The 23663-nt window shown below is 60.5% G+C and carries 23 protein-coding genes and 1 rRNA gene; 18 read left to right on the forward strand and 6 right to left on the reverse strand.

What is annotated here, in order from left to right:
* Both rrf and thrC read left to right on the forward strand, forming a co-directional pair.
* Positions 1–95, forward strand: a 5S ribosomal RNA gene (rrf, locus tag KUL93_RS11815); the annotation flags it as partial.
* A gap of 173 nt (positions 96–268) precedes the next feature.
* Positions 269–1714 carry a threonine synthase gene (gene thrC, locus KUL93_RS08475; protein ID WP_217126621.1) on the forward strand — a complete coding sequence of 482 codons (1446 nt, stop codon included), beginning with the start codon at positions 269–271 and terminating at the stop codon, positions 1712–1714.
* On the opposite strand, the gene nadC is transcribed toward thrC, so the two are convergent.
* Both nadC and KUL93_RS08485 read right to left on the reverse strand, forming a co-directional pair.
* Positions 1711–2559, reverse strand: a complete 849-nt coding sequence (gene nadC / locus KUL93_RS08480) for a carboxylating nicotinate-nucleotide diphosphorylase (RefSeq protein WP_249419384.1) — start codon at positions 2557–2559, stop codon at positions 1711–1713. The two genes, thrC and nadC, sit on opposite strands and share 4 nt — an antisense overlap.
* The gene (locus KUL93_RS08485; protein WP_217126622.1) at positions 2556–3470 is read right to left on the reverse strand and encodes an HDOD domain-containing protein; all 915 of its coding nucleotides are present in this window, start codon (positions 3468–3470) and stop codon (positions 2556–2558) included. Before KUL93_RS08485 ends, nadC begins: the two co-directional genes overlap by 4 nt.
* Before the next feature lie 104 nt (positions 3471–3574).
* Here KUL93_RS08485 and KUL93_RS08490 point away from each other — a divergent pair, with 104 nt between their 5' ends.
* From KUL93_RS08490 to KUL93_RS08500, 3 genes are read left to right on the forward strand one after another with little or no spacing between them, the layout of a single operon-like run.
* Complete coding sequence (locus KUL93_RS08490; protein WP_217126623.1) at positions 3575–3925, forward strand: hypothetical protein; 351 nt, start codon at positions 3575–3577, stop codon at positions 3923–3925.
* An 8-nt stretch (positions 3926–3933) separates the two neighbouring features.
* On the forward strand, positions 3934–5190 hold the full coding sequence (locus KUL93_RS08495; RefSeq protein ID WP_217126624.1) for a sensor domain-containing diguanylate cyclase: 1257 nt from the start codon (positions 3934–3936) through the stop codon (positions 5188–5190).
* The gene (locus KUL93_RS08500; protein ID WP_217126625.1) at positions 5187–7046 is read left to right on the forward strand and encodes a M61 family metallopeptidase; all 1860 of its coding nucleotides are present in this window, start codon (positions 5187–5189) and stop codon (positions 7044–7046) included. The genes KUL93_RS08495 and KUL93_RS08500 overlap by 4 nt, the downstream gene beginning before the upstream one ends.
* Here the strand turns inward: KUL93_RS08500 and lexA are convergent.
* Positions 6992–7678, reverse strand: a complete 687-nt coding sequence (lexA, locus tag KUL93_RS08505; RefSeq protein ID WP_217126626.1) for a transcriptional repressor LexA — start codon at positions 7676–7678, stop codon at positions 6992–6994. The genes KUL93_RS08500 and lexA overlap by 55 nt on opposite strands.
* Positions 7679–7733: 55 nt before the next feature.
* On the opposite strand from lexA, the gene KUL93_RS08510 reads away from it, so the two are divergent.
* Together KUL93_RS08510 and KUL93_RS08515 are read left to right on the forward strand one after the other, a co-directional pair.
* Positions 7734–8198 (forward strand): FKBP-type peptidyl-prolyl cis-trans isomerase, encoded by a 465-nt coding sequence (locus KUL93_RS08510; protein ID WP_217126627.1) that lies wholly within the window; start codon positions 7734–7736, stop codon positions 8196–8198.
* A gap of 24 nt (positions 8199–8222) precedes the next feature.
* Entirely contained in the window at positions 8223–9215 is a 993-nt protein-coding gene (locus tag KUL93_RS08515) for a diguanylate cyclase domain-containing protein (RefSeq protein ID WP_217126628.1), read from the forward strand.
* On the opposite strand, the gene gloB is transcribed toward KUL93_RS08515, so the two are convergent.
* Positions 9189–9965, reverse strand: coding sequence for a hydroxyacylglutathione hydrolase (gloB, locus tag KUL93_RS08520; protein WP_217126629.1), 777 nt, complete (start codon positions 9963–9965; stop codon positions 9189–9191). The two genes, KUL93_RS08515 and gloB, sit on opposite strands and share 27 nt — an antisense overlap.
* On the opposite strand from gloB, the gene KUL93_RS08525 reads away from it, so the two are divergent.
* Genes KUL93_RS08525 through dnaQ form a run of 3 tightly spaced genes read left to right on the forward strand, consistent with a single transcriptional unit; the run spans position 9964 to position 11867 of the window.
* The gene (locus tag KUL93_RS08525; protein WP_217126630.1) at positions 9964–10677 is read left to right on the forward strand and encodes a class I SAM-dependent methyltransferase; all 714 of its coding nucleotides are present in this window, start codon (positions 9964–9966) and stop codon (positions 10675–10677) included. The two genes, gloB and KUL93_RS08525, sit on opposite strands and share 2 nt — an antisense overlap.
* Positions 10667–11131, forward strand: a complete 465-nt coding sequence (rnhA, locus tag KUL93_RS08530) for a ribonuclease HI (RefSeq protein WP_346731680.1) — start codon at positions 10667–10669, stop codon at positions 11129–11131. The genes KUL93_RS08525 and rnhA overlap by 11 nt, the downstream gene beginning before the upstream one ends.
* A gap of 4 nt (positions 11132–11135) precedes the next feature.
* A complete protein-coding gene (gene dnaQ, locus KUL93_RS08535) occupies positions 11136–11867 on the forward strand; it encodes a DNA polymerase III subunit epsilon (protein ID WP_217126632.1) in 732 nt (243 codons plus the stop codon).
* 2 nt (positions 11868–11869) lie between these two features.
* Here the strand turns inward: dnaQ and mutS are convergent, their stop codons facing one another.
* Positions 11870–14521: a DNA mismatch repair protein MutS gene (gene mutS / locus KUL93_RS08540; protein WP_217126633.1), complete on the reverse strand. Its 2652-nt coding sequence runs from the start codon at positions 14519–14521 to the stop codon at positions 11870–11872.
* A gap of 229 nt (positions 14522–14750) precedes the next feature.
* Positions 14751–15554: an inositol monophosphatase family protein gene (locus KUL93_RS08545; RefSeq protein ID WP_217126634.1), complete on the reverse strand. Its 804-nt coding sequence runs from the start codon at positions 15552–15554 to the stop codon at positions 14751–14753.
* Between the two features lie 68 nt (positions 15555–15622).
* Between KUL93_RS08545 and KUL93_RS08550 the strand changes: the two genes are divergently transcribed.
* The 8 genes from KUL93_RS08550 to KUL93_RS08585 all read left to right on the forward strand — a co-directional run bounded on the left by KUL93_RS08550 (position 15623) and on the right by KUL93_RS08585 (position 23659).
* Complete coding sequence (locus KUL93_RS08550; RefSeq protein ID WP_217126635.1) at positions 15623–16387, forward strand: RNA methyltransferase; 765 nt, start codon at positions 15623–15625, stop codon at positions 16385–16387.
* Positions 16388–16418: 31 nt separating this feature from the next.
* Positions 16419–17207, forward strand: coding sequence for a serine O-acetyltransferase (cysE, locus tag KUL93_RS08555; RefSeq protein ID WP_217126636.1), 789 nt, complete (start codon positions 16419–16421; stop codon positions 17205–17207).
* Between the two features lie 71 nt (positions 17208–17278).
* Positions 17279–17707, forward strand: coding sequence for an Rrf2 family transcriptional regulator (locus KUL93_RS08560; RefSeq protein ID WP_217126637.1), 429 nt, complete (start codon positions 17279–17281; stop codon positions 17705–17707).
* Positions 17704–18858 (forward strand): cysteine desulfurase family protein, encoded by a 1155-nt coding sequence (locus KUL93_RS08565; protein ID WP_217126638.1) that lies wholly within the window; start codon positions 17704–17706, stop codon positions 18856–18858. Before KUL93_RS08560 ends, KUL93_RS08565 begins: the two co-directional genes overlap by 4 nt.
* Before the next feature lie 18 nt (positions 18859–18876).
* On the forward strand, positions 18877–20325 hold the full coding sequence (sufB, locus tag KUL93_RS08570) for a Fe-S cluster assembly protein SufB (protein ID WP_217126639.1): 1449 nt from the start codon (positions 18877–18879) through the stop codon (positions 20323–20325).
* Between the two features lie 24 nt (positions 20326–20349).
* Entirely contained in the window at positions 20350–21102 is a 753-nt protein-coding gene (sufC, locus tag KUL93_RS08575; RefSeq protein ID WP_283249607.1) for a Fe-S cluster assembly ATPase SufC, read from the forward strand.
* Complete coding sequence (gene sufD / locus KUL93_RS08580; protein ID WP_217126640.1) at positions 21099–22424, forward strand: Fe-S cluster assembly protein SufD; 1326 nt, start codon at positions 21099–21101, stop codon at positions 22422–22424. The genes sufC and sufD overlap by 4 nt, the downstream gene beginning before the upstream one ends.
* On the forward strand, positions 22421–23659 hold the full coding sequence (locus tag KUL93_RS08585; RefSeq protein ID WP_217126641.1) for a cysteine desulfurase: 1239 nt from the start codon (positions 22421–22423) through the stop codon (positions 23657–23659). The genes sufD and KUL93_RS08585 overlap by 4 nt, the downstream gene beginning before the upstream one ends.
* Positions 23660–23663: the final 4 nt, after the last annotated feature.

Raw genomic sequence — 23663 nt, forward strand, 5'->3', positions numbered from 1 at the left:
GGCACCACGCCTTCCCATCCCGAACAGGACCGTGAAACAAGGCAGCGCCGATGATACTGAGGAACACTCCTCGGGAAAGTAGGTCATCGTCAGACTCAAATCAACAACTCAGCAACTCAGCTCAGCAACCGAGCTCAAAACATCCTAACTCAACACCCCATACGCCAAAACGCCCATCAAACTGATGGGCGTTTGGTGTTTACGCTTCATCGGGCGGAAAACCTTCGCGTATAATTCGCCGCAACTTTTCTTTGGATGCGAGGGACTCGTGCAATACCTATCGACCCGCGGTCAAGCACCTCAACGGCAATTTACCGAGATTCTTCTCGAAGGTCTGGCCAGTGACGGTGGTCTTTACGTACCTGAGCACTATCCGCAATTTTCCCTTGCGGCGCTCCAACAGATGGTCGCGATGCCGTATGCGGAGTTGGCCTATACGATCCTTTCGGCATTCGCGCCCGAAATCCCTTCTGACGATCTTGCGAAACTCGTTCTGGAAACCTATCACGCAGGGCGCTACCCGTATGCACGCGAGTCGGTTCGGGCTGCGCGGGTCGCACCGCTAACCTGGTTGGAGCCTGGGCGCTTTGGGATCCTCGAGCTTTCAAACGGCCCGACGCTTGCGTTCAAAGACATGGCGATGCAGTTCTTGGGTGCGCTGTTTGAATATGTCCTGACCCGAAGCGACAGCTATCTCAATATTCTTGGGGCAACCTCCGGCGACACCGGTTCCGCTGCTGAACATGCGATGCGCGGGCGTGCGCGTATTCGCGTCTTCATGTTGTCGCCAGCGGGACGGATGAGCCCATTTCAACGGGCGCAGATGTATAGCCTCTTGGATGAGAACATCCACAATATTGCCATCCAGGGTACATTTGACGACGCCCAGGATGTGGTCAAGGCGCTGGGTTCGGACCAGCCATTCAAGACCCAATACCGTTTGGGGGCGGTCAATTCGATCAACTGGGCCCGTATTGCGGCACAGGTGGTTTATTACTTTGCGGGTTATTTCCAGGCGGTCGAACGCATTGGCGATCCTGTGAGTTTTGCGGTTCCGAGCGGTAATTTTGGCAATATTCTGGCTGGCCATATCGCCCGGATGATGGGGTTGCCGATCGCGCAACTCGTTTTGGCGACCAACGAAAACGATGTCTTGGACGAATTTTTCCGCACCGGCGTCTATCGTCCTCGTCGATCCGACGAAACGTTTGTCACCTCTAGCCCATCGATGGACATTTCGAAAGCGTCCAATTTCGAGCGGTTCGTTTTCGATCTGGTCGGGCGCGATCCGCAAGCCCTCACGGCGTTGTGGCGTCAGTTGAGTGAAACGGGGGCGTTCGATCTCAAAACGACCCCTTATTGGGCGACGATTGGCCGCTTCGGGTTTGTCTCCGGCGCGAACACCCACGAAGGACGTGTGGCAACGATTCGCTCGATCTGGACGCGGTACCGTATCTTGATCGATCCACACACGGCAGATGGGGTTCGCGTCGCGCAGCAGGTGGCCGATTCCCGCTATCCCATCGTCGTGCTCGAAACCGCGCAAGCGGCGAAATTTGCCGAAACGATTGAAGAGGCGGTGGGTTTTGCGCCGCCACGACCCGCGCCGTTCGAAGGGATCGAAGCGGCGCCGCAGCGGGTGACCGAGTTGCCTGCCGACGTGCAGGCGGTGCGGCGCTATCTCGAAGCGCATGCACTGGGAGGGCGCGGCTAAATTTCGACGTGACGCAGTGAAAAATCGATCGCGCGGATGTCTTTGGTCAGACGGCCGATCGAGATGCGATGAACGCCAATCGCGGCAATCTGACGAACGCGTTCGAGATCGACGCCGCCTGACGCTTCGAGCTCTGCGCGGTCTTGCGTGATGCGGACCGCTTCGGCCATATCTTCTAGCGACATGTTGTCAAGGAGGATCATTTTCGCGCCGCACGCGAGCGCCTCACGAAGTTGCGCAAGCGTCTCTACTTCGATCTGAACGAAGACGTTCGACGGGGCGATTCTCTGAGCCGCTTCCAACGCTTGACGAATGCCGCCTGCAGCGATGATGTGGTTTTCTTTGATGAGAATGCCGTCATAGAGGCCTATACGGTGGTTGGTGCCGCCGCCAACCTGCACCGCATATTTTTGCGCAAGCCGTAACCCCGGTATGGTTTTACGCGTATCGACGATTTTTGCCGCGGTGCCTTCCACTGCGCGGCAATAGCGGTGGACTTGCGTCGCCACGCCCGAAAGGAGTTGTAAGAAGTTGAGCGCCGTTCGTTCGGCGGTCAGCAGCGTGCGCGCGCGCGATTCGATTTCACACACTGGCTGATTGGGTTCGATTCTTTCCCCTTCGCGGACGAACCAAAGGATCATCGCTTCGGGCTCCAAAAACCGAAAAGCGGCCTCGAACCACGCTTGGCCGCAGAGGATCGCGGGTTCGCGACTGATCAGCCGTCCACGCGCCTCTTTTTCGGGATCGATCAGCTTTGCGGTGAGGTCGCCCGTTCCGATGTCTTCCGCGAGCGCGGCTGCGACATTACGGGCAATTTCGGCTTTGAGGGTATCGGAGTCGATCATGGCGTTGCGGTTCCTTTCATGGAGTTGTCGGCCGATTCGGAAGTTGGCGGAACGGGTACGCCAAAGCGGGGCCAGACTTCGTAAGGCGCACCCAAACGACGTAGGAGCAACTCGCGGTTGAGGTGCACCAGTTGTTCAATCGCTTCGATATCGCTCTCCAGCTTGGGGTGTTCCCACCCTTTTCGGCTGAGGTGGCGCGCAAGGCGAGTGGCGAGCAATACCGTACGGGTGCGCGGATTTTCCTCGTTGTTGGGGTTCATCAGCTCTTTCAGGATGGTGGGGAGGTTCAAGCGAGCAATCACCGCATCACGCAGTTCCAGATCGGTGGTATTGAAGACTTTGCGTTGGAGCACCTCGATGGGGTGAGTGGGAAAGCGCTTGCGTAGGGAAAGCAGCAACAACATTAATTTGGGCGCAAAAAGCCAAAGAAGGATCTCGTTGATTTCGTAGAGAAGCGCTGCCACCGTTACCTCTTCGGCATTGATGTCACGGCGAAGCACGGCCCAATCGTGCGCGTAATGCGCGGCTTTCCGCGCCCTGGCAACACGAGAGAGTAACCATTTGAGGGCGACGGTGGAATCGACTAGGATGGATTCTACCGTGGGAAGCGCTTGGATTTGGCGCACAAAGGGCTGGATTCCGATCATCATCAGCGCGCTGGTGATCGACGCCAATTCCCGCGTTTCGCCTTTTTTTCGTTCCTGGAGTTGGACCAACGTGCGTAGGGTGAGCAACGGATCCCCGATGACGGCCTCGGCCAACTGGTGAATGTTGATTTCGGCAGCATGAGCCGCTGCTTCGTCGATCTTGCGTTTCGTCTGGCGCAATAAAGGTAACGTGGCAATTTGGCTGCGGAACCAATCGGCCCAACTCGCCGCGTCGGCAAGCGGCTCTTCGATGCGCGCGCTCATCAACGTACTCCAGCACCTAGAGAGTGGGCATTATCGCAAAAAAAATCTGGTGCAGATGGGATTCCGGGTAAAATGCGCTGGGTAGAGGTTCACCAAAAGGGGCGATGATGGTCCATTCTGAGTGGCAAAACGATGTGGCGCTCTTGGAACATGCGATTGCTTCCAAATTGATCGCGTTAGGGGTCAATTGGAAGGATGGCGCGGCGCTACACCGTTTGGCGCGGGAAATTTTTCACTGTCAGGATCGCGAAACGTTGCAGCGTTGGCTATATTCCGCCAAACTGCAGGAGCGGGTTTTGGCCGAATTGGCGGGGTTGAGCCAATTGATGTTGCACCTCATGGCGCATAGTGCCCAAGAGGGGGTTGAGCTGCACGGTGGCCCCGTTTGGAAGGCGTTTGCCCGGGCGTTGTATCAGGAAGGTGAGGCGATGGGGGTGTTGTCGCCTCGCGCCTGATGTGTGACATGGAACCCAGTTTCGAACGCGCCTTTTGGGCGCTCGCAGCAGCAGATCTGGCGCTTTGGCAACTCGATTTTCGCACCGAACGGGCGACGCTCGATGCCCGTTGGGCGGGATGGATCGGCCTTGCTGTAAAAAACGGTGAGGGCGTTACCCTGACCTTTGCCGATTGGCGCGCGCGAGTCCATCCAAACGATTGGGCCCGGGTGCGCAATAGCCTGATTGCGCTCGTCAAAGGGTTGTGTGACTCTTACTGCGAACGCTACCGGATTCGTACCGAGCAGGGGGGCTGGTGCTGGTTGGAAGATCGGGGGCGCATCACACAGCGCGATCCCCAAACGGGGCGTGCGTCCTACGGAATCGGTGTGTGTCGCAACGTGACCGCTGAGATGGAGGAGACTGCGTGGAAGGAGCTTCTTTCCGAGGCGGTGATCCGTTCTCCGGTGGCTACGGTGGTCTGCGATGCCGAAGATCGGATCATTTGGGTGAATCCGGCGGCCGAGCAGCTGTTTGCGCGCCAAGAGGCCGAATTGCTGGGGCAACCGATCCAGCATTTTTTCAGTTGCAGTGCTCTACCCGATGCGAATCGGCGCCAGGGGGCCATTGCGCTGGGTGCCAAAGAGGGGGCGACCCGGTGGGTTGAGCAAATTGTCACGCCGTTTACGTCGCCAACGTCGCACGAGCGTTTTACGGTCTTCGTGTTGCATGAGATCACCGAACGGGTTGCGCTCGAGCAGCAGTTGCGCCAGTTGGCTTTGACCGATGTGCTCACAGGTCTTCCGAACCGCCGGGCATTTATGGAGCGGGCTGAGGCGGCATTTGCGCGGATCGTACGCAGCGTTTTTCACGAGCGTGCGGCGGTGGCGCTCATCGATCTCGACCATTTCAAACGGATCAACGACACCTTTGGGCACAGCGCAGGTGACGCGGTACTGCGTGATTTCGCCGATCTGTTGCGGACCCATCTCCGTACCATGGATGCGATGGGGCGTCTGGGCGGTGAGGAGTTCGGTGTCGTGATGCCGTTGGTCGCACCGCCCGAACGCCCGCTGAGCGCGTTCGAGCGGCTCTTGCGCGCGGTTCGTCTGCGTCGCGTGACCTTTTCCGGTCATCTCATTCAGTACACCTGCAGCATCGGGGTCACGGAGGTTGGTCCGTCGGATCAATCGTTCGACGACGTATTGGCCCGGGCCGACCGCGCGCTCTATCGGGCAAAAGCGGAAGGACGTAACCGTTTGATTTGGCTCACAGCAGACGAATGACGATGCTCGATTATCACGTTTCCTTTCCCAATCCAGACGATCATCTGATCCATGTGTCGCTCACTTTTTCTGTACCATGCAGTGGCACGGTTTCGCTGTCGTTGCCGGTCTGGATTCCTGGCTCCTACCTGGTCCGTGAGTTCGCCCGTCATCTGAGCGCCCTTTCGGTGACCATAACGTCGAAAAAGGGTAGCGCACGCCGCAGCTTCGCAGAAAAAGTAGCCAAAAACCGCTGGACGATTGCTCGTGTTGCGGCGGGCGATCGCGTTACTGTCTGTTATACCGTCTGGGCCTACGATCTTTCGGTGCGTGAGGCCTTTTTGAGCAGTGACCGCGCGTTACTCAACGGGACCAGTCTTTTCGTCGTTCCCGAGTCGTCTCTCGATGTGCCGTGTCGGGTTACCTTCGAAGCGGTGGTTGCTTACCCCGAATGGACGGTGGCGACGACTTTGTGCCCCGAAACGGTCGATGCGCGGGGTTTCGGTACCTACACGGCGCGCAATTACCACGAATTGGTCGATACGCCGGTGACGATCGGGCCGCTGCGCCGACTCGGTTTTACGGTTGCAGGGGTTGCGCATGAGTTGGTCTGCACGGGGGCTGAGATCCCCTTCGACGAGGCTCGACTGATTGCCGATCTGAAGCGAATTTGCCAAGCGCAGGCCGATTTTTTCGGTACCGTCCCTTTTTCGCGCTATCTTTTTCACCTGCATCTCACCGACGACGGGTATGGTGGACTGGAACACCGCTGCAGTTCGGTTTTGCTCGCTGCCCGGTGTGATCTGCCGTGGGTAGGGATGGGGGAAGCGAGCGCCGATTACCTCAAGCTCTTGGGGTTGTTCAGCCATGAGTATTTCCACGCATGGGTGGTCAAACGGTTGCGTCCCCGTGCCTACCAGCGCTATGACTATTTTCGCGAACAGCCAACGACACTTCTTTGGCTTTTCGAGGGGTGGACCGCTTATTACGATAACCTCTTTTTGCGCCGTGCCGGGATCATCGACGACGTGGCCTACCTGCGGCTGTTGTCGGAGGATCTGACGCGTGTCCTAAAAAATCCGGGCAACCAGGTACAACCGCTTGCTGACGCGTCGTTCGATGCGTGGATCAAGTTTTATCGCCCCCACGCGCACAGCGCAAGCCTGTTTGCCAACTATTACACGTTGGGGGCGCTGGTTGCCTGCGCGCTCGATTGGCAATTGCGTCTTCGCGGCAGTTCGCTCGACGCGGTGCTGCTTGAGTTGTGGCACCGATACGGTCGGGACGAGCAAGGCGTTTCCGAACGGGAGATCTTCGCTGCGGTAGCGCGTCATGGCGGGCCGCGGCTTGCGCGCTGGCTTCTGAAGCAGGTTGCGACCGCGCAGCCTGAACCCCTCACCAAGCTTGCCCATCGCTTGGGGCTCGAGGTTGAGGTCGAACGCGATACGCTACCGGACCTGGGGGTGCGGTGGGAGGAGCAGGAGCGCAACGCGGGGCGTCTGCTGGTTGCGCAGGTCCTTGCGGGGGGTGCTGGCGAACGGGCTGGCCTGGCGCCGCGCGATGAGGTGATTGCGGTGGAGCGCGTTCGCGTCACGTTAAGTGATTGGGAGCCGCTCTTGCGGCGGTACCGCCCAGGAGATACGGTTTCGCTCCATTTTTTCCGCGAAGGGGTGTTGCGCGAATGCCGCGTGACACTCGGTGAACCTGCGATCAAAGCGGTTCGGTTGACGATGCGGCAGCGGCTTACCCCTTCGGTTGCGGCGCGTCGCCGCGCGTGGTTCACCGCACAAGCAGGAGAAAACGAGATGGGCAAGCGCTGGGTTCAGGAAAGTGACGGCCGCACGAGCCCGACCACGACCCCTTCCAGTGCGAAGTGATGGCGCGTCGGGTCGATTCGGATCGGGGCGTAAGCGGGATTTTCTGGGTACAGTTCGATCGTTTCGGAATTGCGCCGAACCAGTCGTTTGACGGTGACCTCGTCGTCGATACGCGCAACCACGATCGCCCCAGACGGAGCTTCCGGTGTTTGCCGAACGGCGACGAGGTCGCCTGGGAGGATCCCGGCATGGATCATACTGTCACCGACCACGCGCAGCAGGTAGTCGGCGCGAGGACGAAACGCAGTGGGAGCGATTGGGTGGTACGCTTCGATATGGGGGGTAGCAAGGATCGGGGCGCCTGCAGCTACCTTACCGATCACGGGTAACCCAGCGTCATCGAGGCTGTTTGCTGCTCCCTCCGCTGCGGGTGAAGCGGTGCGTCCGCGTTCGGCGTCCAGCACCGCCTCTGCGGCAACCAGAAGACGAATCCCGCGGGCGCGGCCGCGGTCGATCGCGATCAACCCTTTTTCCGCGAGTGCTTGCAGATGGCATTGCGCTGCGTTGGGCGAGCGAAAGCCGAAGGCTGCACACAGCTCCTGACGTGTGGGCGGCCGGCCGTGTTCGTTGTGAAAGCGGGTAAGAAAGCGCAGGATCGCCTCTTGCCGCGGAGTGAGAAACGCTCGGTTCATGCGGGTAATTGTAGCAGAGCTGATACAATCGCTCGCATGGTTTCGGAGAAAAACGATGCGGGTAACGAAAGATACGGTGGTCACCCTCAACTATCGGGTGTTTGATACCGACGGGAATGTGATCGACGACGGAAAGGAGCCGCTCGTCTATCTGCACGGTGGTTATGACGGCATCTTTCCCCGGTTGGAGGAGCTGATTCACGACAAAGCCGTCGGCGAGAAATTCACCGTGAAATTACAGCCCGAAGAGGCGTTCGGCGATTATGATGAAAACCTGGTGTTGGTCGAAGATGCTTCGCTGTTCCCGGAGCATATCGAAGTGGGGATGGCGTTCGAGCGGGTGAGCGAAGCGGGTGAGGAAGATGTGATCTATCGGATTACCGATATTGCCGAAGGGAAGGTAGTGATCGACGGTAACCATCCCCTCGCTGGGCAGGCGCTCATCTTCGAAATCGAGATTGCAGCGGTCCGTCCTGCCACTCAAGAAGAGCGCGCGCACGGCCATCCGCACGAAGGCTAAGAGTACCCGCCAGAGGGGGAGGAGATGAAAGTTCTGGTGGTGGAGGATACGGCAACGACCGCAGCGGTGCTGGTCCGTCATCTCGAAGCGCTTGGCTTTGACGCGATCGTCGCCAAAAATGGGGAAGAGGGCGTTGCCGCGTTCGTCCGCGAGCGTCCCGATATCGTGCTCTTGGATATCCTTTTGCCGGGAATCGACGGGATCGAGGTGGCGCGCCGCATTCGCGCGCAGGAACGCGACGGGGAGTGGACGCCGGTGATCTATCTCTCGGCAAAACATGACGACGCGGCGATCGAAGCGGGGCTCTCTGCAGGCGGCGACGACTACCTGACGAAACCGATCTCCCCGGTCGTGCTCACCGCAAAATTGCGGGCGATGCAGCGCTTGGCGCAAGCGCAGAAGAGCTTACTGCTTTTGACGCAGCGGCTCGATGAGGCAAATCGCCGATTACAAGAGATGGTCCATGTCGATGGGCTCACCGGGGTGGCGAACCGGCGCGCGTTCGACGCGCGGCTTTCTGAGGAGTGGCGGCGCTGCGCGCGGCTCGAAAAACCGCTGACTTTGTTGCTGTTTGACGTCGATTACTTCAAGCGGTACAACGATTCACGTGGCCATTTGGCCGGCGACGATGCGTTGAAACGGGTCGCGCAGGCGCTTTCTGGGGCATTGCAGCGTCCGGGGGATCTTTTGGCGCGGTATGGGGGCGAAGAGTTCGCTGCGGTGTTACCTGAAGTCGACGACGAAGGGGGGAAGATCGTTGCCGAGCGGATGCGGGCTGCAGTGGCAGCACTCCGTATCCCGCACCCCGATTCCCCGATCGGCCAGACGATCTCGGTGTCGATCGGCGGCGCAAGCGCGTTACCCGGGAAAACCGTCGGCGTCGATTCGCCTGCGGTGCTGCTCGACCTTGCCGATCGCGCCCTTTACCGCGCGAAAGCGGCAGGGCGCAACCGCGCCGTGGTATTGCCCGCCGCGGTCCTGCGCGGTGAATCAGAAGCGGTCACGCCAGGCGCGTAGCAGGCGAAAGCGCTCGATGGGGGTCTGCGGGGTTGTGCCAAAATGTTCCGCTAAGCGGTTGCCTATTGTCGGGCTATCGACCCGGAAAAAAGGATTGACCGCTTTTTCTCGTTCGATCGTCGACGGCAGCGTCGGCGCGTTTGCGGCGCGCCGCGATTCGCACCATGCGCGATAATCGCGAATCGCATTGTTGTCGGGTTCGACCCATTCGGCAAAGGCCAAATTTTTCAAGGTATATTCGTGGGCGCAGCAGACTTCGGTGGCATCCGGCAGGACTTTGAGGCGTTCGAGCGACGCGAAAAGCTGCTCGGCGCTCCCTTCGAAGAGGCGGCCACAGCCCGCGGAAAAGAGGGTGTCGCCGCAAAAAAGCCACCCATTGCCATAATAGGCGATGTGCCCGCGGGTGTGCCCAGGCACCGCGATCACGTTGAGTGTGATGGGCACATCGCCTGGGGATTCGATTACTTCGCCGCCTTGCAGCGGCATGTCGCAGCGCGGTAAGGGCTCGTTTGCGGGGCCGAAGATCGTCGCTCCTGTCTCTTCGGCCAATTCGACCACGCCGCCGGTGTGGTCGGCGTGGTGGTGGGTGATCAGGATCGCCTTGAGCGTAACGTTTTGTTCCGCCAACCAACGGCGCACCGGTTGCGCGTCCCCCGGGTCGACCGCGAGTGCGCATCCACCGTCATGTACAATCCAGACGTAATTGTCGGCAAATGCCGGGATGGGAACCCGTTGCAGTTCGTGTGTCATGGATGAATCTCCTCAAGCGCAATTGGCGCAGTGGTTTGCGTCGCCCTCTGGCGTACGGGTCTGTGAGTGGCTGAAGGCCCAATTCCCCCTGTTTTTGACCGACGCCGTAGGATTTTACGCGATTCAGCTGGGGACGTTGCCGTTTGATGCGCTGGCGATGTGCCGTGTGCGTTGGGGGTGGTCTGTGGCGCCAGAGGGTGCGGCTGTGCGTGCCGAGTTTGAGCAACTGCCGTTTGCGAGCAGTTCGCTCGACTGTGTGCTGGCGCCATTCGTCTGGTCGGTTGCGCACGATCCGTTCGCGGTATTGCGCGAGATCGATCGCGTGTTGGTTCCCGAGGGGCGGCTCTATTGGGTGGCGTTCAATCCCTGGTCTCCGTGGCGCTTGAGTGGGTGGTTGCCGCGGTTGCCGACGGTTTCGGTGCCCCGCTTGCGTGACCACCTTCGGGTGCTGGGGTTCGAGACGCGATTGGGTCGCTTTGGCGTCTATTGCCCACGGGCGCAGCGCGCGCGTTGGGTGCAGCACTGGGAATGGGCCGGGGACCGCTGGTTTCCCGCGCTCGGTTCGGTCTATCTTCTCGAGGCGATCAAGCGGGTAGCCGGCGTGCGTCTGATCGAGCCCCTCTGGCGGCAAAAGCTACACTTGCGCGCAACGCGCCTTGCGGCTCAACGCCCCGTTTCGACCCTCAATCAGACGGAAGCCCGTGATGGATGATTCGGTGATCATTTACACCGATGGCGCCTGCTCCGGCAACCCGGGGCCGGGCGGGTGGGGGGCTGTGTTGCGCTGGCGTGGGCGCGAGCGGCAACTCTCAGGGAGCGAAGCGCACACCACCAACAACCGCATGGAGCTGCAGGCGGTGATCGCTGCGCTCGAAGCGCTGAAGCGCCCCGTTCCAGTGACGATCTATACGGATAGCCAGTACGTGCAGAAAGGGGTCACCGAGTGGTTACCACGCTGGAAAGCGCGGCAGTGGCGGACGGCGTCGGGTCATGCGGTGGCCAATCGCGATCTTTGGGAGCGGCTCGATGATTTGGCCACGCAACTTCCGATTACCTGGTGCTGGGTAAAAGGGCACGACGGCGTTGCGGGAAACGAGTTGGCCGATCGGTTGGCGCGCCAGGCGATCGAGGCTATGCGAAAAGGCAAAACGGACGAAAGAAGGTAAGGCTATGCAGCGCATCGTGACGTTGGACACGGAAACGACCGGGCTCGATTGGAAGCGCGGGGATCGGGTGATCGAGATCGGCGCGGTCGAGATCGTGGGTCGCCAGCTCACGGGCCGCCATTTTCATAAATATATCAATCCGGAGCGGGAGATCGACGCCGGTGCGATTGCGGTCCATGGGATTACCGCCGAGTTCCTCGCGGACAAACCGAAGTTTGCGGACGTTGCGCCAGCTCTGCTCGATTTTTTGCGCGATGCGGTGGTGGTGATTCACAACGCATCGTTCGATTTGGGTTTTCTCAACGCCGAACTGCGGCGGGTGGGGTTGGAGATGACGGTCGAAGCGGTTGCAGCCGAGATCGTCGATACCCTCAAGCTGGCGAAAACGAACGACCCAACGAAGCGTGCGTCGCTCGACGCGTTGTGCGAACGCTACGGAATCGACAATCAGCACCGGACGTTACACGGCGCGCTTTTGGATGCGGAGCTCTTGGCCGAAGTCTATCTGGCGATGACCCGCGGCCAAGAGTCGCTTCTGATCGAGGCGATCGGCGACGCGCACGGGGCGTCCCACGCCGCGACGCAGTGGCAACGACCTGCCACTCTGGTCCTTGCCAAGGTGACCGTTACCCCCGACGAATTGGCGGCGCATGAAGTGATCCTCGATGAGATCGACAAGGCGAGCAACGGTCGAACCGTGTGGCGTGCTCAACCGACGCCAGTGCCTGCTTCCTAACGTCAGGAAGCGGGCTGTCGGGTGTGGGAAAGGAGTTCGTGCAGACGCTCGAGTAGCTCCACGACTTCGGCGAGCGGAAGCGTTTTCGGGTCTTTTTCAGCCAACGGTATGAGCCACTCCGGCCATTGCAGGACCTGCTGCGGGGCGGGGGTGTGATGGGGTTCGTCTGCGGTCGCGTCGCTGGCGTCGAAGAGCGAAAGCTGTCCCGGTGGTGCCTGGTGGCGTTGCCGCTCGAGCGTCGTGAGTACGCGCCGTGCTGTGGCAAGCGCCTCACGGGGGAGGCCCGCGAGTGCCGCTACGTGCAGTCCGTAGCTTTGGCTGGCGGGACCTTCGCGCACTTCGTGCAAAAACACGATGCGCCCGCGATATTCGGCGGCAGCCACATGGACGTTGGCGCACGCCGAGAGGGTTTCGGCCAACTCCGTCAGTTCGAAGTAGTGGGTGGAAAAGAGCGTGAGGGAACGGTTCTTTTCATGCAGGTGCCAAGCGATTGCGTGCGCGAGCGCCATGCCGTCGAACGTTGAGGTGCCGCGCCCCACCTCGTCCATCAAAACCAAACTGTGGGGTCCGGCATGGCGCAAGATGTACGCTGCTTCACTCATTTCGACCATGAAGGTGGAGCGCCCGGAAGCGAGGTCGTCCGAGGCGCCGATGCGGGTGTAGATCGCGTCGATGGGGCCAATCGTCGCCGCTTTCGCCGGGACGAAACTGCCGACGTGCGCAAGGAGCGTTGCGAGCGCTACGGCACGCATATAGGTCGATTTTCCCCCCATATTGGGGCCGGTGATGAGGAGCAAACGTCGCGTCGCGCTGTCGAGCACGAGGTCGTTGGGGATGAAACGCTCGACTTGCCGTTCCACCACCGGGTGGCGTAGGGCTTGAAACGAGAGCGTGGGTGTGTCGACGAAGGTCGGCGGATGCCAATCGAAGGTTTCCGCAGCATGGGCAAGCGAAAGCAACGCGTCGAGCTCAGCGAGTGCCGCAGCGGCTTTTTGCAGGGCAGGGACGAACGGTTTGAGCCAGTCGATCAGCGCTGCGTAGAGCAACCGTTCGCGTGCGAGCGCCTGCTCTTGGGCGGCGAGTGCGCGCTCTTCGAACGCTTTCAACTCAGGGGTGATGAAGCGTTCGGCGTTCTTGAGCGTCTGCCGTCGCCGGTACGATGCCGGGACTTTGTCGAGGTGGCTTTTGCTCACCTCGATGTAGTAGCCATGGACTTGGTTGAATTCCACTTTCAGGTTGGGAATACCGGTGCGTTCCCGTTCCTGGGCTTCCAACGCCAGCAGAAAGGCTCCACTGTCGGCACGCAACGCGCGCAGTTCGTCGAGTTCTGCGTCGTACCCCGGTGCAAAGATGCCGCCATCGCGCGCAAGGAGCGGCGGGTCGGCAACGAGCGCGGCATTCAGTTTCGCAACGAGTTCGTTGGGTAGTGGCAGTGCTTCGAGCGTGCGCGCCCAGATCGGGTCGGCCTCAGCAGTGGGGAGAAGCGCAACGAGGTGCGCGACTGGCTCAGCTGCGTCCCGCACCGCGGCGAGTTCTTTCGGCCGAACCGATCCCAGCGCGATACGGGTGGCTATCCGCTCCAGGTCGGCAATCCGGCGCAGGCATTCGTTCGCCCTTTGCCGCAGTGGTGCGTCGTTACGCCAAAACGCGATCAGTGTCTGTCGCCGTAAGATCTCAGAGCGGTTTCGTAGTGGGTGGTGCAGCGCGTGCCGCAGCCAACGGCTCCCCATCGCGGTTTGGGTAAAATCCAACGTCGACAGCAGGGTGGGGGACGCTTCCCCCCGCAACGTTTCGGTCAATTCCAAATTGCGGCGCGTGGTGGGGTCGAGCGCGAGGTACTGCTCCGTGGTTTCCCGCGCCAAGGTCGTGATGTGCAGCAACGCTGTTTTCTGGGTTTCCGCGACAAAAGCGAGCGCCACCCCCGCCGCGGTGATCGCAAGCGGCGTTTCTTCGGGTGAGAAACCGAACGCAGCAAGGTCGGCTACGCCAAAATGTTCCGTCAAAGTAGCGAACGCGCGCGTGACGTGGAATCGCCACGGGGGAAGGGGGCGAACGGCAGTCGCCGGGGTGAAGGGCAGTGTGCAATCGTCGGGGAACAACAATTCGGCGGGTTGCAGGCGTTCGAGGTGTGATTCCAGGGTCGCTTCCAAACATTCGAACGCGGCGAACCGACCGGAAGAGAGGGTGAGCACGGCGATCCCCCAACGGGATCGGTTGCGTCCTTTTCCTGGCGCGAGCGCGACGACCGGGGCGTCGCGCCGTTCGTCGAGCAAACCGGCCTCGGTTAAGGTTCCTGCAGTGACGATCCGAGTGACCGCACGGGTCATCGGCCCTTTGCCGTTTGGGTCGCCGAACTGTTCGGCGATTGCGACGACGTAGCCGGCGCGAACCAGCCGCGCCAGGTAGTTTTCGAGCGCATGGTAGGGGATGCCGGCCATCGGGATCGGTTCCCCAGCCGACTGGCCTCGCGTCGTCAACGTGAGATCGAGCACCCGTGCTGCAGTTGCGGCGTCCTCGTAGAAAAGCTCGTAGAAGTCCCCCATGCGAAAGAGGAGTAGCGCTTGCGGATGCTGTGCCTTGAGTTCGAGGTACTGCCGCATCATCGGCGTATGCGCCGCCAACGGGGCGTCAGGACGCTTTGGCGCGGTGTTCATGGGTGAAAAAATCCCCAGTGGGGAACTCGGGTGCTTATCTGGCGCCCACCACGCGAACGAGCAGCCTGATTCCATGCGATTTTTTCTAAGTTATTGATTTTTATAGATTTCATAATGTGGTCAAAAGTGATGCGATCTGTTCGTTGCCGCTTGCTTTCGCCTTTTGTTCGCGTTTTCGGCAAATGTTCCACAAAATTATCCACAGTTTTTGTGGACAGCGAAATCCGCCTCAAGCGCGGTGGGTAAGTTGCTTTTGGATCTCCGCAATGAGCGCGGCGAAGACCTTGGGGTTGCCGGCAACGACCGCCCCGGTTTCCAAAAAATGTTCGGTGCCTTGCCAATCGGTCACGAAACCTCCGGCCTCTTGAACGATCAGCGCGCCTGCCGCGATATCCCAAGGGCTGAGCCCGGATTCGAAGAAACCGTCGTAACGGCCGCACGCCACGTAGCAAAGATCGAGCGACGCCGCTCCGGGGCGGCGCAGCCCTGCGGTTTTCCGCATCAATGCCTTGAGGATCGCCAAATAGGTGTCGAGATCCTGTCCTTGGCGAAACGGGAAACCGGTGCCGATCAGCGCGTCACTCAAGCGGTCAAGCCGGCTGACCCGGATGCGCCGTTCGTTCAGGTAGGCGCCGCTGCCGCGCGAGGCGCAGAAGAGTTCGTTGCGGCTCGGGTCGAAGACGACCGCATGTTCGAGCACCCCGTGGCGACGCACCGCGATCGAGATCGCGAACTGCGGCAAGCCGTGGATGAAATTGGTGGTTCCATCGAGCGGATCGATGATCCATTCGCTGCCTTCCGATTCCACTCCGGAAGTGCCAGACTCTTCGGCCAAGATGCGGTCGTCCGGGAAAACTTCGCGGATCGTTTCGATGATCGCGGTCTCGGCCGCACGATCGATCTCGGTGACGAAGTCGTTGTGGGCTTTGCGTTCGATGGTCAGCCGCTCCAGTTGCAAAGCGGCGCGGTTGATGATTTGCGCCGCACGACGCGCGGCTTTGATCGCGATGTTGAGCGTCGGGTGAACGATCATGAGTGTGGCGTCCTTCTCGAAAAGCGTGAGACAATCACGGTACAGAAAACCAAAGGGGATTTTAGCAGGTGCGCGATCGCGTCGATTTCGTTCTGGTTCGCCCCCAGCATCCCGGGAATATCGGTGCCGCGGCGCGTGCGCTCAAAACGATGGGTTTTTCCCGATTGGTTTTGGTGGCGCCGGTTGCGGATCCGTGCGATCCCACTGCGATCGCGCGGGCAAGTGGCGCTGCCGATCTCTTGGCTCAGGCGCGGGTAGTGGAGACGTTGGATGCAGCGCTTGCCGATACGGTCTTTGCGGCAGCATTCACGGCGCGTTCGCGCGAATACGTGGTCGATTTTCGGACACCAGAGACGCTCTCCCAAGAGGTGCGCGCCCTCTTGGAGGACAACCCCGCGGCGCGCGTCGCACTGGTGTTCGGCAACGAAGCCCACGGGCTACGCAACGACGAAGTCTGGCGGTGTTCCGTACCGGTGGCGATACCGGCCAATCCTCAATACGCCTCGCTCAATCTCGCTGCGGCGGTGCAGATTGCCGCCTATGTGCTGGCGCAAAGGTTATCGGAAGCCAACGACGCGCGTTCGCTTCCCTATGCCGTAGTACCCGATCCCGATACGATGCCGTGCACCCTGGCCGAAATCGAGGGGGTTGTCGCCCACTTTCTGGAAGTTGCGGCCGCGGTCGATTTTTATGATCCGACAACGCCTAAGCGACTCGAAGCGCGGCTGCGACGCTGGTTGCACCGTTCGCGCCTGGAGCGAGCCGAAGCCAACATTTTGCGTGGCTTTTTGAAAGCGTGTGCGCGCCGGCTAAACGACCATCACGGGGTATAATCGACCAATCCGATCAACTATTGGGTCAGCGATGGGCTGGATCGAACAGATTCGCGAAGACATCAATGCGATTTTGCAACGGGACCCCGCTGCGCGAACGCGTTGGGAGGTGCTGACCTGTTACCCCGGTTTGCATGCGGTCTGGATCCATCGCCTGGCGCACGCGCTCTGGCAACGCAACTGGCGCTGGCTGGCGCGTTTTCTTAGCCATCTTTCGCGTTGGCTCACGGGGATCGAGATCCACCCGGGCGCGAAGATCGGTCGCCGCGTCTTCATCGACCACGGGATGGGGGTGGTGATCGGCGAAACCGCTGAAGTGGGCGACGATTGCACGATCTACCAGGGTGCCACGCTCGGGGGAACGAGTCTCTACCGAGGAACGAAACGCCATCCGACGCTCGAACGCGGCGTAGTGGTTGGCGCGGGCGCAAAGGTCTTGGGGGGGTTCACCGTAGGGGAAGGTGCCAAAATCGGCTCGAACGCCGTGGTGGTCAAACCGGTACCGGCAGGAGCGACCGCGGTGGGCAATCCGGCGCGGATCATTACGCCCAACGGTCGGGAGAAGGGCTCTTGTGAACAAGAGGAGGCGCGGCGTCGCAAAGCCGAGGAGATTGGCTTTACCGCATACGGTGTCACGCGGGACCTCGACGATCCTTTGGTGAAAGCTTTGCACGCGATGCTCGATCATATGATCGAATCGGATCGCCGGTTCGAGCGGCTGCTAAACCATCTGGCCGAGGCCGGTATTCGGTTGGACGAAAAAGCGTTTGTCACCGATCGCGACTTCGATCCGCAACAAGTCAGTCGATGGATGGGGTAGGGAACAATTCTTGACTTTTTTAGTCAATTATTGTACGGTATCCCCATCGAACAAACAGGGATTGACGCATCATGAAATTGACGACCAAAGGGCGTTTTGCCGTGAGCGCGATGGTCGATCTGGCGCAACAGCTAGGGGAAGGCCCCGTGCCGCTTGCGACGATCGCAGAACGACAAGAAATTTCGCTCTCCTATCTGGAGCAACTCTTTGCGCGGTTGCGCCGCGCCGGGTTGGTGACGAGTGCGCGGGGGCCGGGCGGTGGTTATCGGTTGGCGCGTTCGATGGACGAAATTGCGATCGCGGAGATCGTCGATGCGGTCGATGAGGGGATCGATACCACCCGGTGCGGTGGAAAAGAAAACTGTCTCAACGACCACATCTGCTCCACGCATCACCTCTGGGAAAACCTCAACGTCAAGATCGCGGAATACCTCTCCGCAGTGACCCTGGGCCAGGTAGTGCGCGGTGAGATCAAGCCGATTCGACGCAGCGGGAAATGAGCGCCATCTATCTCGACTGGAACGCGTCTGCGCCGTTACATCCTGCAGCCGAGGAGGTATTGGCGGAGTGGCTTGCGGAAAAACGCTGGGGAAACGCCTCGAGTCGGCACCGCTTTGGGGAGGCGATTCGCGCTGCGATCGAAGCGGTGCGCCATCGTGTCGCCGAAACGCTGGGCGTGATGCCGAATCAGGTGGTGTTCACAAGTGGCGGTTCAGAAGCCAACAACGCGTTCCTGAAAGGGGTGGCTTGGGCGCGATCGCAGCCCGGTCTGATTGCGGTGAGCGCAGTCGAACACCCGTGCGTGCGCGAACCCGCAAAGCAGTTGCAGCGGTTGGGCTGGCGCGTAGCGACGATTCCCGTCGACACCGAAGGCCGAATCGACGAAAAGGGTTGGCAATCGGTTTTGGCGCAACGGCCTGCGTTGGTTTCGGTGATGTTGGCGAACAACGAAAGCGGTGTGATCCAACCGGTTGCGGAACTAGCGCGCGAGGCGCGTGCCGCCGGGGCGATCGTCCATTGTGATGCGGTCCAGGCGTGGGGCAAATTGCCGCTCGACTTCGCGGCGCTCGGGGTCGATGCGCTTACGCTTTCTGGGCACAAAATCGGTGCGCCGATCGGTGTCGGGGTACTCGTTTTCGATCGCCGCATCGAGTGGGCCCCGCTCATTGCCGGCGGGGGGCAGGAATCGGGTTGGCGCTCCGGCACGGAAAATGGACTGGCGATTGCTGCGTTGGGGGCGGTGGCTCCTGTGGTTGTTTCCGCGCAGCGCGCGTGGGCGGCACATGCACGGGCGTTGCAACAGCAACTCGAAACCGGCTTACTGGCGCGCGGTGCCACCATCTTTTCCGCAGGGGTCGAGCGGTTACCGAATACCACCTTCTTTGCGTTCCCAGGAGAGGTGGGCGAGAGTTGGGTGATCGAACTCGACCGTGAAGGGTTTGCCGTTGCCAGTGGCTCTGCTTGCTCCAGTGCGCATCCGGGTGCTTCGCACACGCTCCGCGCAATGGGTGTTGAAGAAGCGACTGCGCGCGCGGCAGTGCGTGTGAGCACCGGCCCCACCACGCAGGCAGAGGACATTGCTCGCTTGCTTGCGGCGATTGACCGCATTCGCGAGCGCCATCGCCAGGCTGTTGCCGCGGTGGCGTGGTGAGATCAGAAGGAGTGTGCGATGACGAGCACAAATGACGTAGCGGCGTTGGTCGCTCGTGAGTACAAATACGGGTTCGAAACGGCGATCGAAGAAGAGGTCTTTCCGCCCGGGCTCGATGAGACCGTGATTCGGCGGCTTTCGGCGCGCAAAGGGGAACCCGAATTCCTGCTCGAATGGCGGCTCAACGCGTTTCGCCTATGGCAAACGATGGAAGAACCGCACCATTGGGCACACGTTGCCTACCCGCCGATCGATTATCAAGCGATCTCGTACTTCGCGGCCCCCAAACTGGCGAAAGATCGCCCGAAGAGCCTTGACGAGGTCGACCCGAAATTGCTGGAAACGTATGAAAAATTGGGTGTGCCCTTGCACGAACGGGCGCGTCTGGCTGGCGTCGCCGTTGACGCGGTGTTCGACAGCGTTTCGGTCGCAACGACCTACCGCGAAAAGCTTGCAGAACTCGGCATCATCTTTTGCTCTTTCTCGGAAGCGGTTCGGGAACATCCGGAACTGGTACAGAAGTACTTGGGTTCCGTCGTTCCGCCCGGCGACAACTTCTTTGCTGCGCTCAATTCGGCGGTCTTTTCCGACGGTTCGTTCGTCTATATCCCGAAAGGGGTGCGGTGCCCGATGGAGCTTTCCACCTATTTTCGGATCAACGCGAGCGACACGGGGCAATTCGAGCGCACATTGATCATCGCCGACGAGGGGAGCTATGTCAGCTACCTCGAAGGGTGTACGGCGCCGATGCGCGACGAAAATCAATTGCACGCTGCGGTGGTCGAATTGATCGCGCTCGAAGGGGCAGAGATCAAATATTCGACGGTACAGAACTGGTACCCTGGCGACGAAGAGGGGCGCGGGGGCATCTACAACTTCGTCACCAAACGGGGCGAATGCCGCGGCGCACGCAGCAAAATTTCGTGGATCCAGGTCGAAGCCGGTTCGGCGATCACGTGGAAATACCCAAGCTGCATCTTGCGCGGCGACGATTCGGTCGGCGAGTTCTATTCGGTGGCGGTGGGTAACCACCGGCAGCAGATCGACAGCGGTACGAAGATGATCCACATCGGCAAACGCACCCGCAGTACCATCATCTCCAAAGGGATCAGCGCGGGCAAGGCTCAAAACTCCTACCGTGGACTCGTCAAGGTGTTGCCCACTGCCGAAGGGGCGCGCAACTACACGCAATGCGATTCGCTGTTGATCGGCGGCGAATGCGGTGCCCATACCTACCCGTACATCGAGGTGGCGAACCCTTCCGCGCAGGTCGAGCATGAAGCGACGACGTCGAAAATCGCCGAAGATCAGATCTTCTACCTCCAGCAGCGGGGGCTTTCGGAAGAGGACGCCGTGAACCTCGTCGTCAATGGGTTTTGTAAAGAGGTGTTCAACAATTTGCCGATGGAATTCGCCGTCGAGGCCGAGGCACTGATGCAGGTCAGCCTGGAAGGCGCGGTCGGCTGAACGGAACGGATGGGAGTGATACCGATGTTGGAAGTTAAAGGGTTGACCGCTGCGGTCGATGGGAAAACGATTTTGAACGGTTTGGACCTGACAGTCCGTGCCGGCGAAGTCCATGCGATTATGGGACCGAACGGTTCGGGGAAGAGTACGCTCTGTCAGGTGCTCGCCGGGCGTGACGGGTACGAAGTCACTGCGGGGTCGGTGCGCTATTTGGGGCAAGACCTGCTCGAAATGGCACCCGAGATTCGCGCGCGCGAAGGGTTACTGCTCAGTTTCCAGTACCCTGTCGAAATTCCGGGCGTGAAGAACGTCTACCTCCTCAAAGCGGCGTACAACGCGATGCGCAAACACCGCGGCGAACCGGAAGCCGACGCGTTCGAATTCATGGCGTTGGTGCGGGAAAAGATGCGCCTGATGAAGATGGACGAATCGTTCCTGCACCGTTCGGTCAATTCCGGGTTTTCGGGCGGGGAGAAGAAGCGCAACGAAATCTTGCAGATGCTCGTGCTCGAGCCGAAATTGGCGCTGTTGGACGAGATCGACTCTGGGCTCGATATCGATGCGCTGAAAATCGTCGCCGACGGGATCAACCGGTTGCGTGACCCGAACCGCGCCATCGTGATGGTGACCCATTACCAGCGGTTGCTCGACTATGTCGAGCCCGACGTGATCCATGTCCTCTACCAGGGGCGGATCATCCGCTCTGGCGACAAGACCCTGGCGCACGAACTGGAAGCGAAAGGGTATCAGTGGTTGATCGATGAGGTAGCGGCATGAACGCGCCGACTGTGATCGCCCAACCGCTCGTGGCCCAACTCGAAACCTACCGACCGACGCTCCCCGAAAGCGTGGCCGAACGGCAACGCGCCGCGTGCGCGCGTTTTTTGTCGCGTGGTTTTCCGGTGCGCCGCGACGAGGAGTGGAAGTACACATCGGTTCAGGGAATCGCCAATCGCGCGTTCACGCTGCCCGATGTGGGGGAAGCGCTGCCGCAGACGACGCCGACGGAGCTCGAATGGCCGCACGGTGAAGCGCGCCAATGGCGTTTCGTCGATGGTCGCTTGGTTGCCGCGCCCGACGAGCCACCCGAAGGGGTAACCGCGCTGCCATTGGCGGTGGCGTTGACCGACCCGTTTTGGCAGGAACGGTTTGCTGCATTGGCCACCAGCGAACATTCGTCGTTCGTCGATCTCAATACCGCGTTGGCAAGCGGCGGACTTTGCCTGCGGATTACCGCGCCCGTGGCGACGCCGCTCGAAATCGTTTGGCAAGTGAGCGCTGGCGTTGCCGGTGAAGGAGCGTCGATTCCCTTGGCGGTACACCCTCGGCTGCTCGTCGTCGTTGAAGCGGGCGCGTCGGCAACCCTCATCGAGCACGCGATCGGCGACGCCGCCAGTAGCCATTTTGTCAACGCCGTATCGGAGATTACCCTGGCGCGCAACGCACAACTGACCCATTACGTCGTTCAGGAACTCCCTGCCGCGGTGCAGCAGATAGCGACCCATGCCGTTGCGGTGGATGCGAACGCCTGTTACCGCTCGTTCAATATCCAACTGGGGGGGCGCCTTGCCCGTCACGATTTCAACGTCCATCTTCACGCACCGGAAGCAGTAGCGGAGTTGGAAGGGCTCTATTTGGTGGGTGCGCGTCAGCACATCGACACCCATACGCGCCTCTTTCACGAAGCGGCGGCCACGACCAGTCGCGAACGGTATCGCCTGATCGGTTTGGAGCGGGGTCGTGGGGTCTTCAAAGGAAAAGTGCGTGTCGCACCTGGCGCCGCGAAAAGCGACGCGCAGCAATCGGTGAAGAGTCTGCTGTTGCATCCTGGTGCTGAGATCGACGCGAAACCAGAGCTCGAAATCTATACCGACGACGTGACGTGTAGCCACGGCGCGACAGTGGGCCAGCTCGATCGCGACGCCCGCTTCTATCTCCTGAGCCGCGGGCTATCGCCTCAGGAAGCAGACGCGCTCTTGATCTTTGCCTTTGCCGAAGCGGTGGTCGAAGCGGTGACGCTTCCTGCGCTCAAAACCTATCTCACGGAGCGGCTGGTCGGCAGACTCCCGGACCGCGATATTCTGGAGGAGCAGCTATGAATGCACCGCAGCGCGTAACCACGTGGGATGTCGAAGCCGTTCGCGCCGATTTCCCGATCTTGGCGCAAACCGTGCATGGCAAACCGCTTGCCTATCTCGACAATGCCGCAACCACCCAAAAACCGAACGCGGTGATCGACGCGATCGCCCATTTCTACCGCCACGACAACGCCAACATCCACCGCGGTGTCCATGCGCTTGCGGAGCGCGCAACGATCGCCTACGAAGCGGCGCGGGAAGCAGCACGGCGGTTCCTCAACGCGCGTTCCGCGAACGAAATCGTCTTCGTCCGCGGCACCACTGAGGCGATCAACCTCGTCGCAACGAGTTTTGGCGCGCGCTTTCAGCCTGGCGACGAAGTGATCGTTTCCGCGATGGAGCATCACGCCAATATCGTGCCGTGGCAACTCTTGCAAGCGCGCACGGGGATCGTCCTCAAGGTAATCCCGATGGACGAAAGCGGGGTCCTCTACAGTGAGGAACTCGCCGCGCTGATCACGCCGCGCACCCGCTTGGTTGCCGTGACCCATGTCTCGAACGCGCTGGGCACGATCAATCCGGTGGCCGAGCTCATTGCGATCGCCCACCAGCACGGTGTCCCGGTTCTGGTCGACGGCGCCCAGGCCGTACCCCATATGCCGGTGGACGTGCAGGCGCTCGACGCCGATTTCTACTGCTTTTCCGGGCACAAACTCTTCAGTCCGACCGGTATCGGCGTGCTCTACGGCAAAGCCGAGCTGCTGGAATCGATGCCGCCCTATCAAGGGGGCGGCGACATGATCCGTACGGTTTCGTTCGAAAAAAGCACCTTTGCACCGCCGCCGCAGCGCTTCGAAGCCGGAACGCCCCACATCGCGGGTGCGATTGGACTCAAAGCAGCGATCGAATACCTCGAAAGGTTGGACCGCCTCGCGGCGCTGCGCTACGAACAGGAATTGCTCACCTACGCAACGGAGCGACTGCAAACGGTACCCGGTCTCAAGATCGTGGGGAGTGCGCCCGAAAAGGCCGCGGTGGTCTCGTTCACCATCGACGGCATCCACCCCCACGATTTGGGAACGATCGTCGACCGCTACGGCGTGGCGATTCGGGTTGGCCACCATTGTGCGATGCCGGTGATGACCTTTTTCGGTGTACCGGCCACCGCGCGCGCGTCGTTTGCGTTCTACAACACCTTTGCGGAGATCGACCAGTTGATCGACGCGCTGCAGCGCGCGCGCGATTTGCTGGTGTGAAAAG

Source organism: Hydrogenophilus thiooxidans, from assembly GCF_019049855.1.
GTDB classification, from domain to species: domain Bacteria; phylum Pseudomonadota; class Gammaproteobacteria; order Burkholderiales; family Rhodocyclaceae; genus Hydrogenophilus; species Hydrogenophilus thiooxidans.

Coding starts and splice junctions, on each gene's coding strand:
- KUL93_RS08510 (WP_217126627.1), top strand. CDS start 7,734: ATGCGGGTAACGAAAGATACGGTGGTCACCCTCAACTATCGGGTGTTT.
- KUL93_RS08495 (WP_217126624.1), top strand. CDS start 3,934: ATGGAACCCAGTTTCGAACGCGCCTTTTGGGCGCTCGCAGCAGCAGAT.
- lexA (WP_217126626.1), bottom strand. CDS start 7,678: ATGAACCGAGCGTTTCTCACTCCGCGGCAAGAGGCGATCCTGCGCTTT.
- KUL93_RS08490 (WP_217126623.1), top strand. CDS start 3,575: ATGATGGTCCATTCTGAGTGGCAAAACGATGTGGCGCTCTTGGAACAT.
- sufC (WP_283249607.1), top strand. CDS start 20,350: ATGTTGGAAGTTAAAGGGTTGACCGCTGCGGTCGATGGGAAAACGATT.
- KUL93_RS08545 (WP_217126634.1), bottom strand. CDS start 15,554: ATGATCGTTCACCCGACGCTCAACATCGCGATCAAAGCCGCGCGTCGT.
- KUL93_RS08485 (WP_217126622.1), bottom strand. CDS start 3,470: ATGAGCGCGCGCATCGAAGAGCCGCTTGCCGACGCGGCGAGTTGGGCC.
- KUL93_RS08565 (WP_217126638.1), top strand. CDS start 17,704: ATGAGCGCCATCTATCTCGACTGGAACGCGTCTGCGCCGTTACATCCT.
- nadC (WP_249419384.1), bottom strand. CDS start 2,559: ATGATCGACTCCGATACCCTCAAAGCCGAAATTGCCCGTAATGTCGCA.
- KUL93_RS08585 (WP_217126641.1), top strand. CDS start 22,421: ATGAATGCACCGCAGCGCGTAACCACGTGGGATGTCGAAGCCGTTCGC.
- mutS (WP_217126633.1), bottom strand. CDS start 14,521: ATGAACACCGCGCCAAAGCGTCCTGACGCCCCGTTGGCGGCGCATACG.
- dnaQ (WP_217126632.1), top strand. CDS start 11,136: ATGCAGCGCATCGTGACGTTGGACACGGAAACGACCGGGCTCGATTGG.
- sufB (WP_217126639.1), top strand. CDS start 18,877: ATGACGAGCACAAATGACGTAGCGGCGTTGGTCGCTCGTGAGTACAAA.
- KUL93_RS08500 (WP_217126625.1), top strand. CDS start 5,187: ATGACGATGCTCGATTATCACGTTTCCTTTCCCAATCCAGACGATCAT.
- cysE (WP_217126636.1), top strand. CDS start 16,419: ATGGGCTGGATCGAACAGATTCGCGAAGACATCAATGCGATTTTGCAA.
- sufD (WP_217126640.1), top strand. CDS start 21,099: ATGAACGCGCCGACTGTGATCGCCCAACCGCTCGTGGCCCAACTCGAA.
- KUL93_RS08525 (WP_217126630.1), top strand. CDS start 9,964: ATGGATGAATCTCCTCAAGCGCAATTGGCGCAGTGGTTTGCGTCGCCC.
- gloB (WP_217126629.1), bottom strand. CDS start 9,965: ATGACACACGAACTGCAACGGGTTCCCATCCCGGCATTTGCCGACAAT.
- KUL93_RS08515 (WP_217126628.1), top strand. CDS start 8,223: ATGAAAGTTCTGGTGGTGGAGGATACGGCAACGACCGCAGCGGTGCTG.
- KUL93_RS08560 (WP_217126637.1), top strand. CDS start 17,279: ATGAAATTGACGACCAAAGGGCGTTTTGCCGTGAGCGCGATGGTCGAT.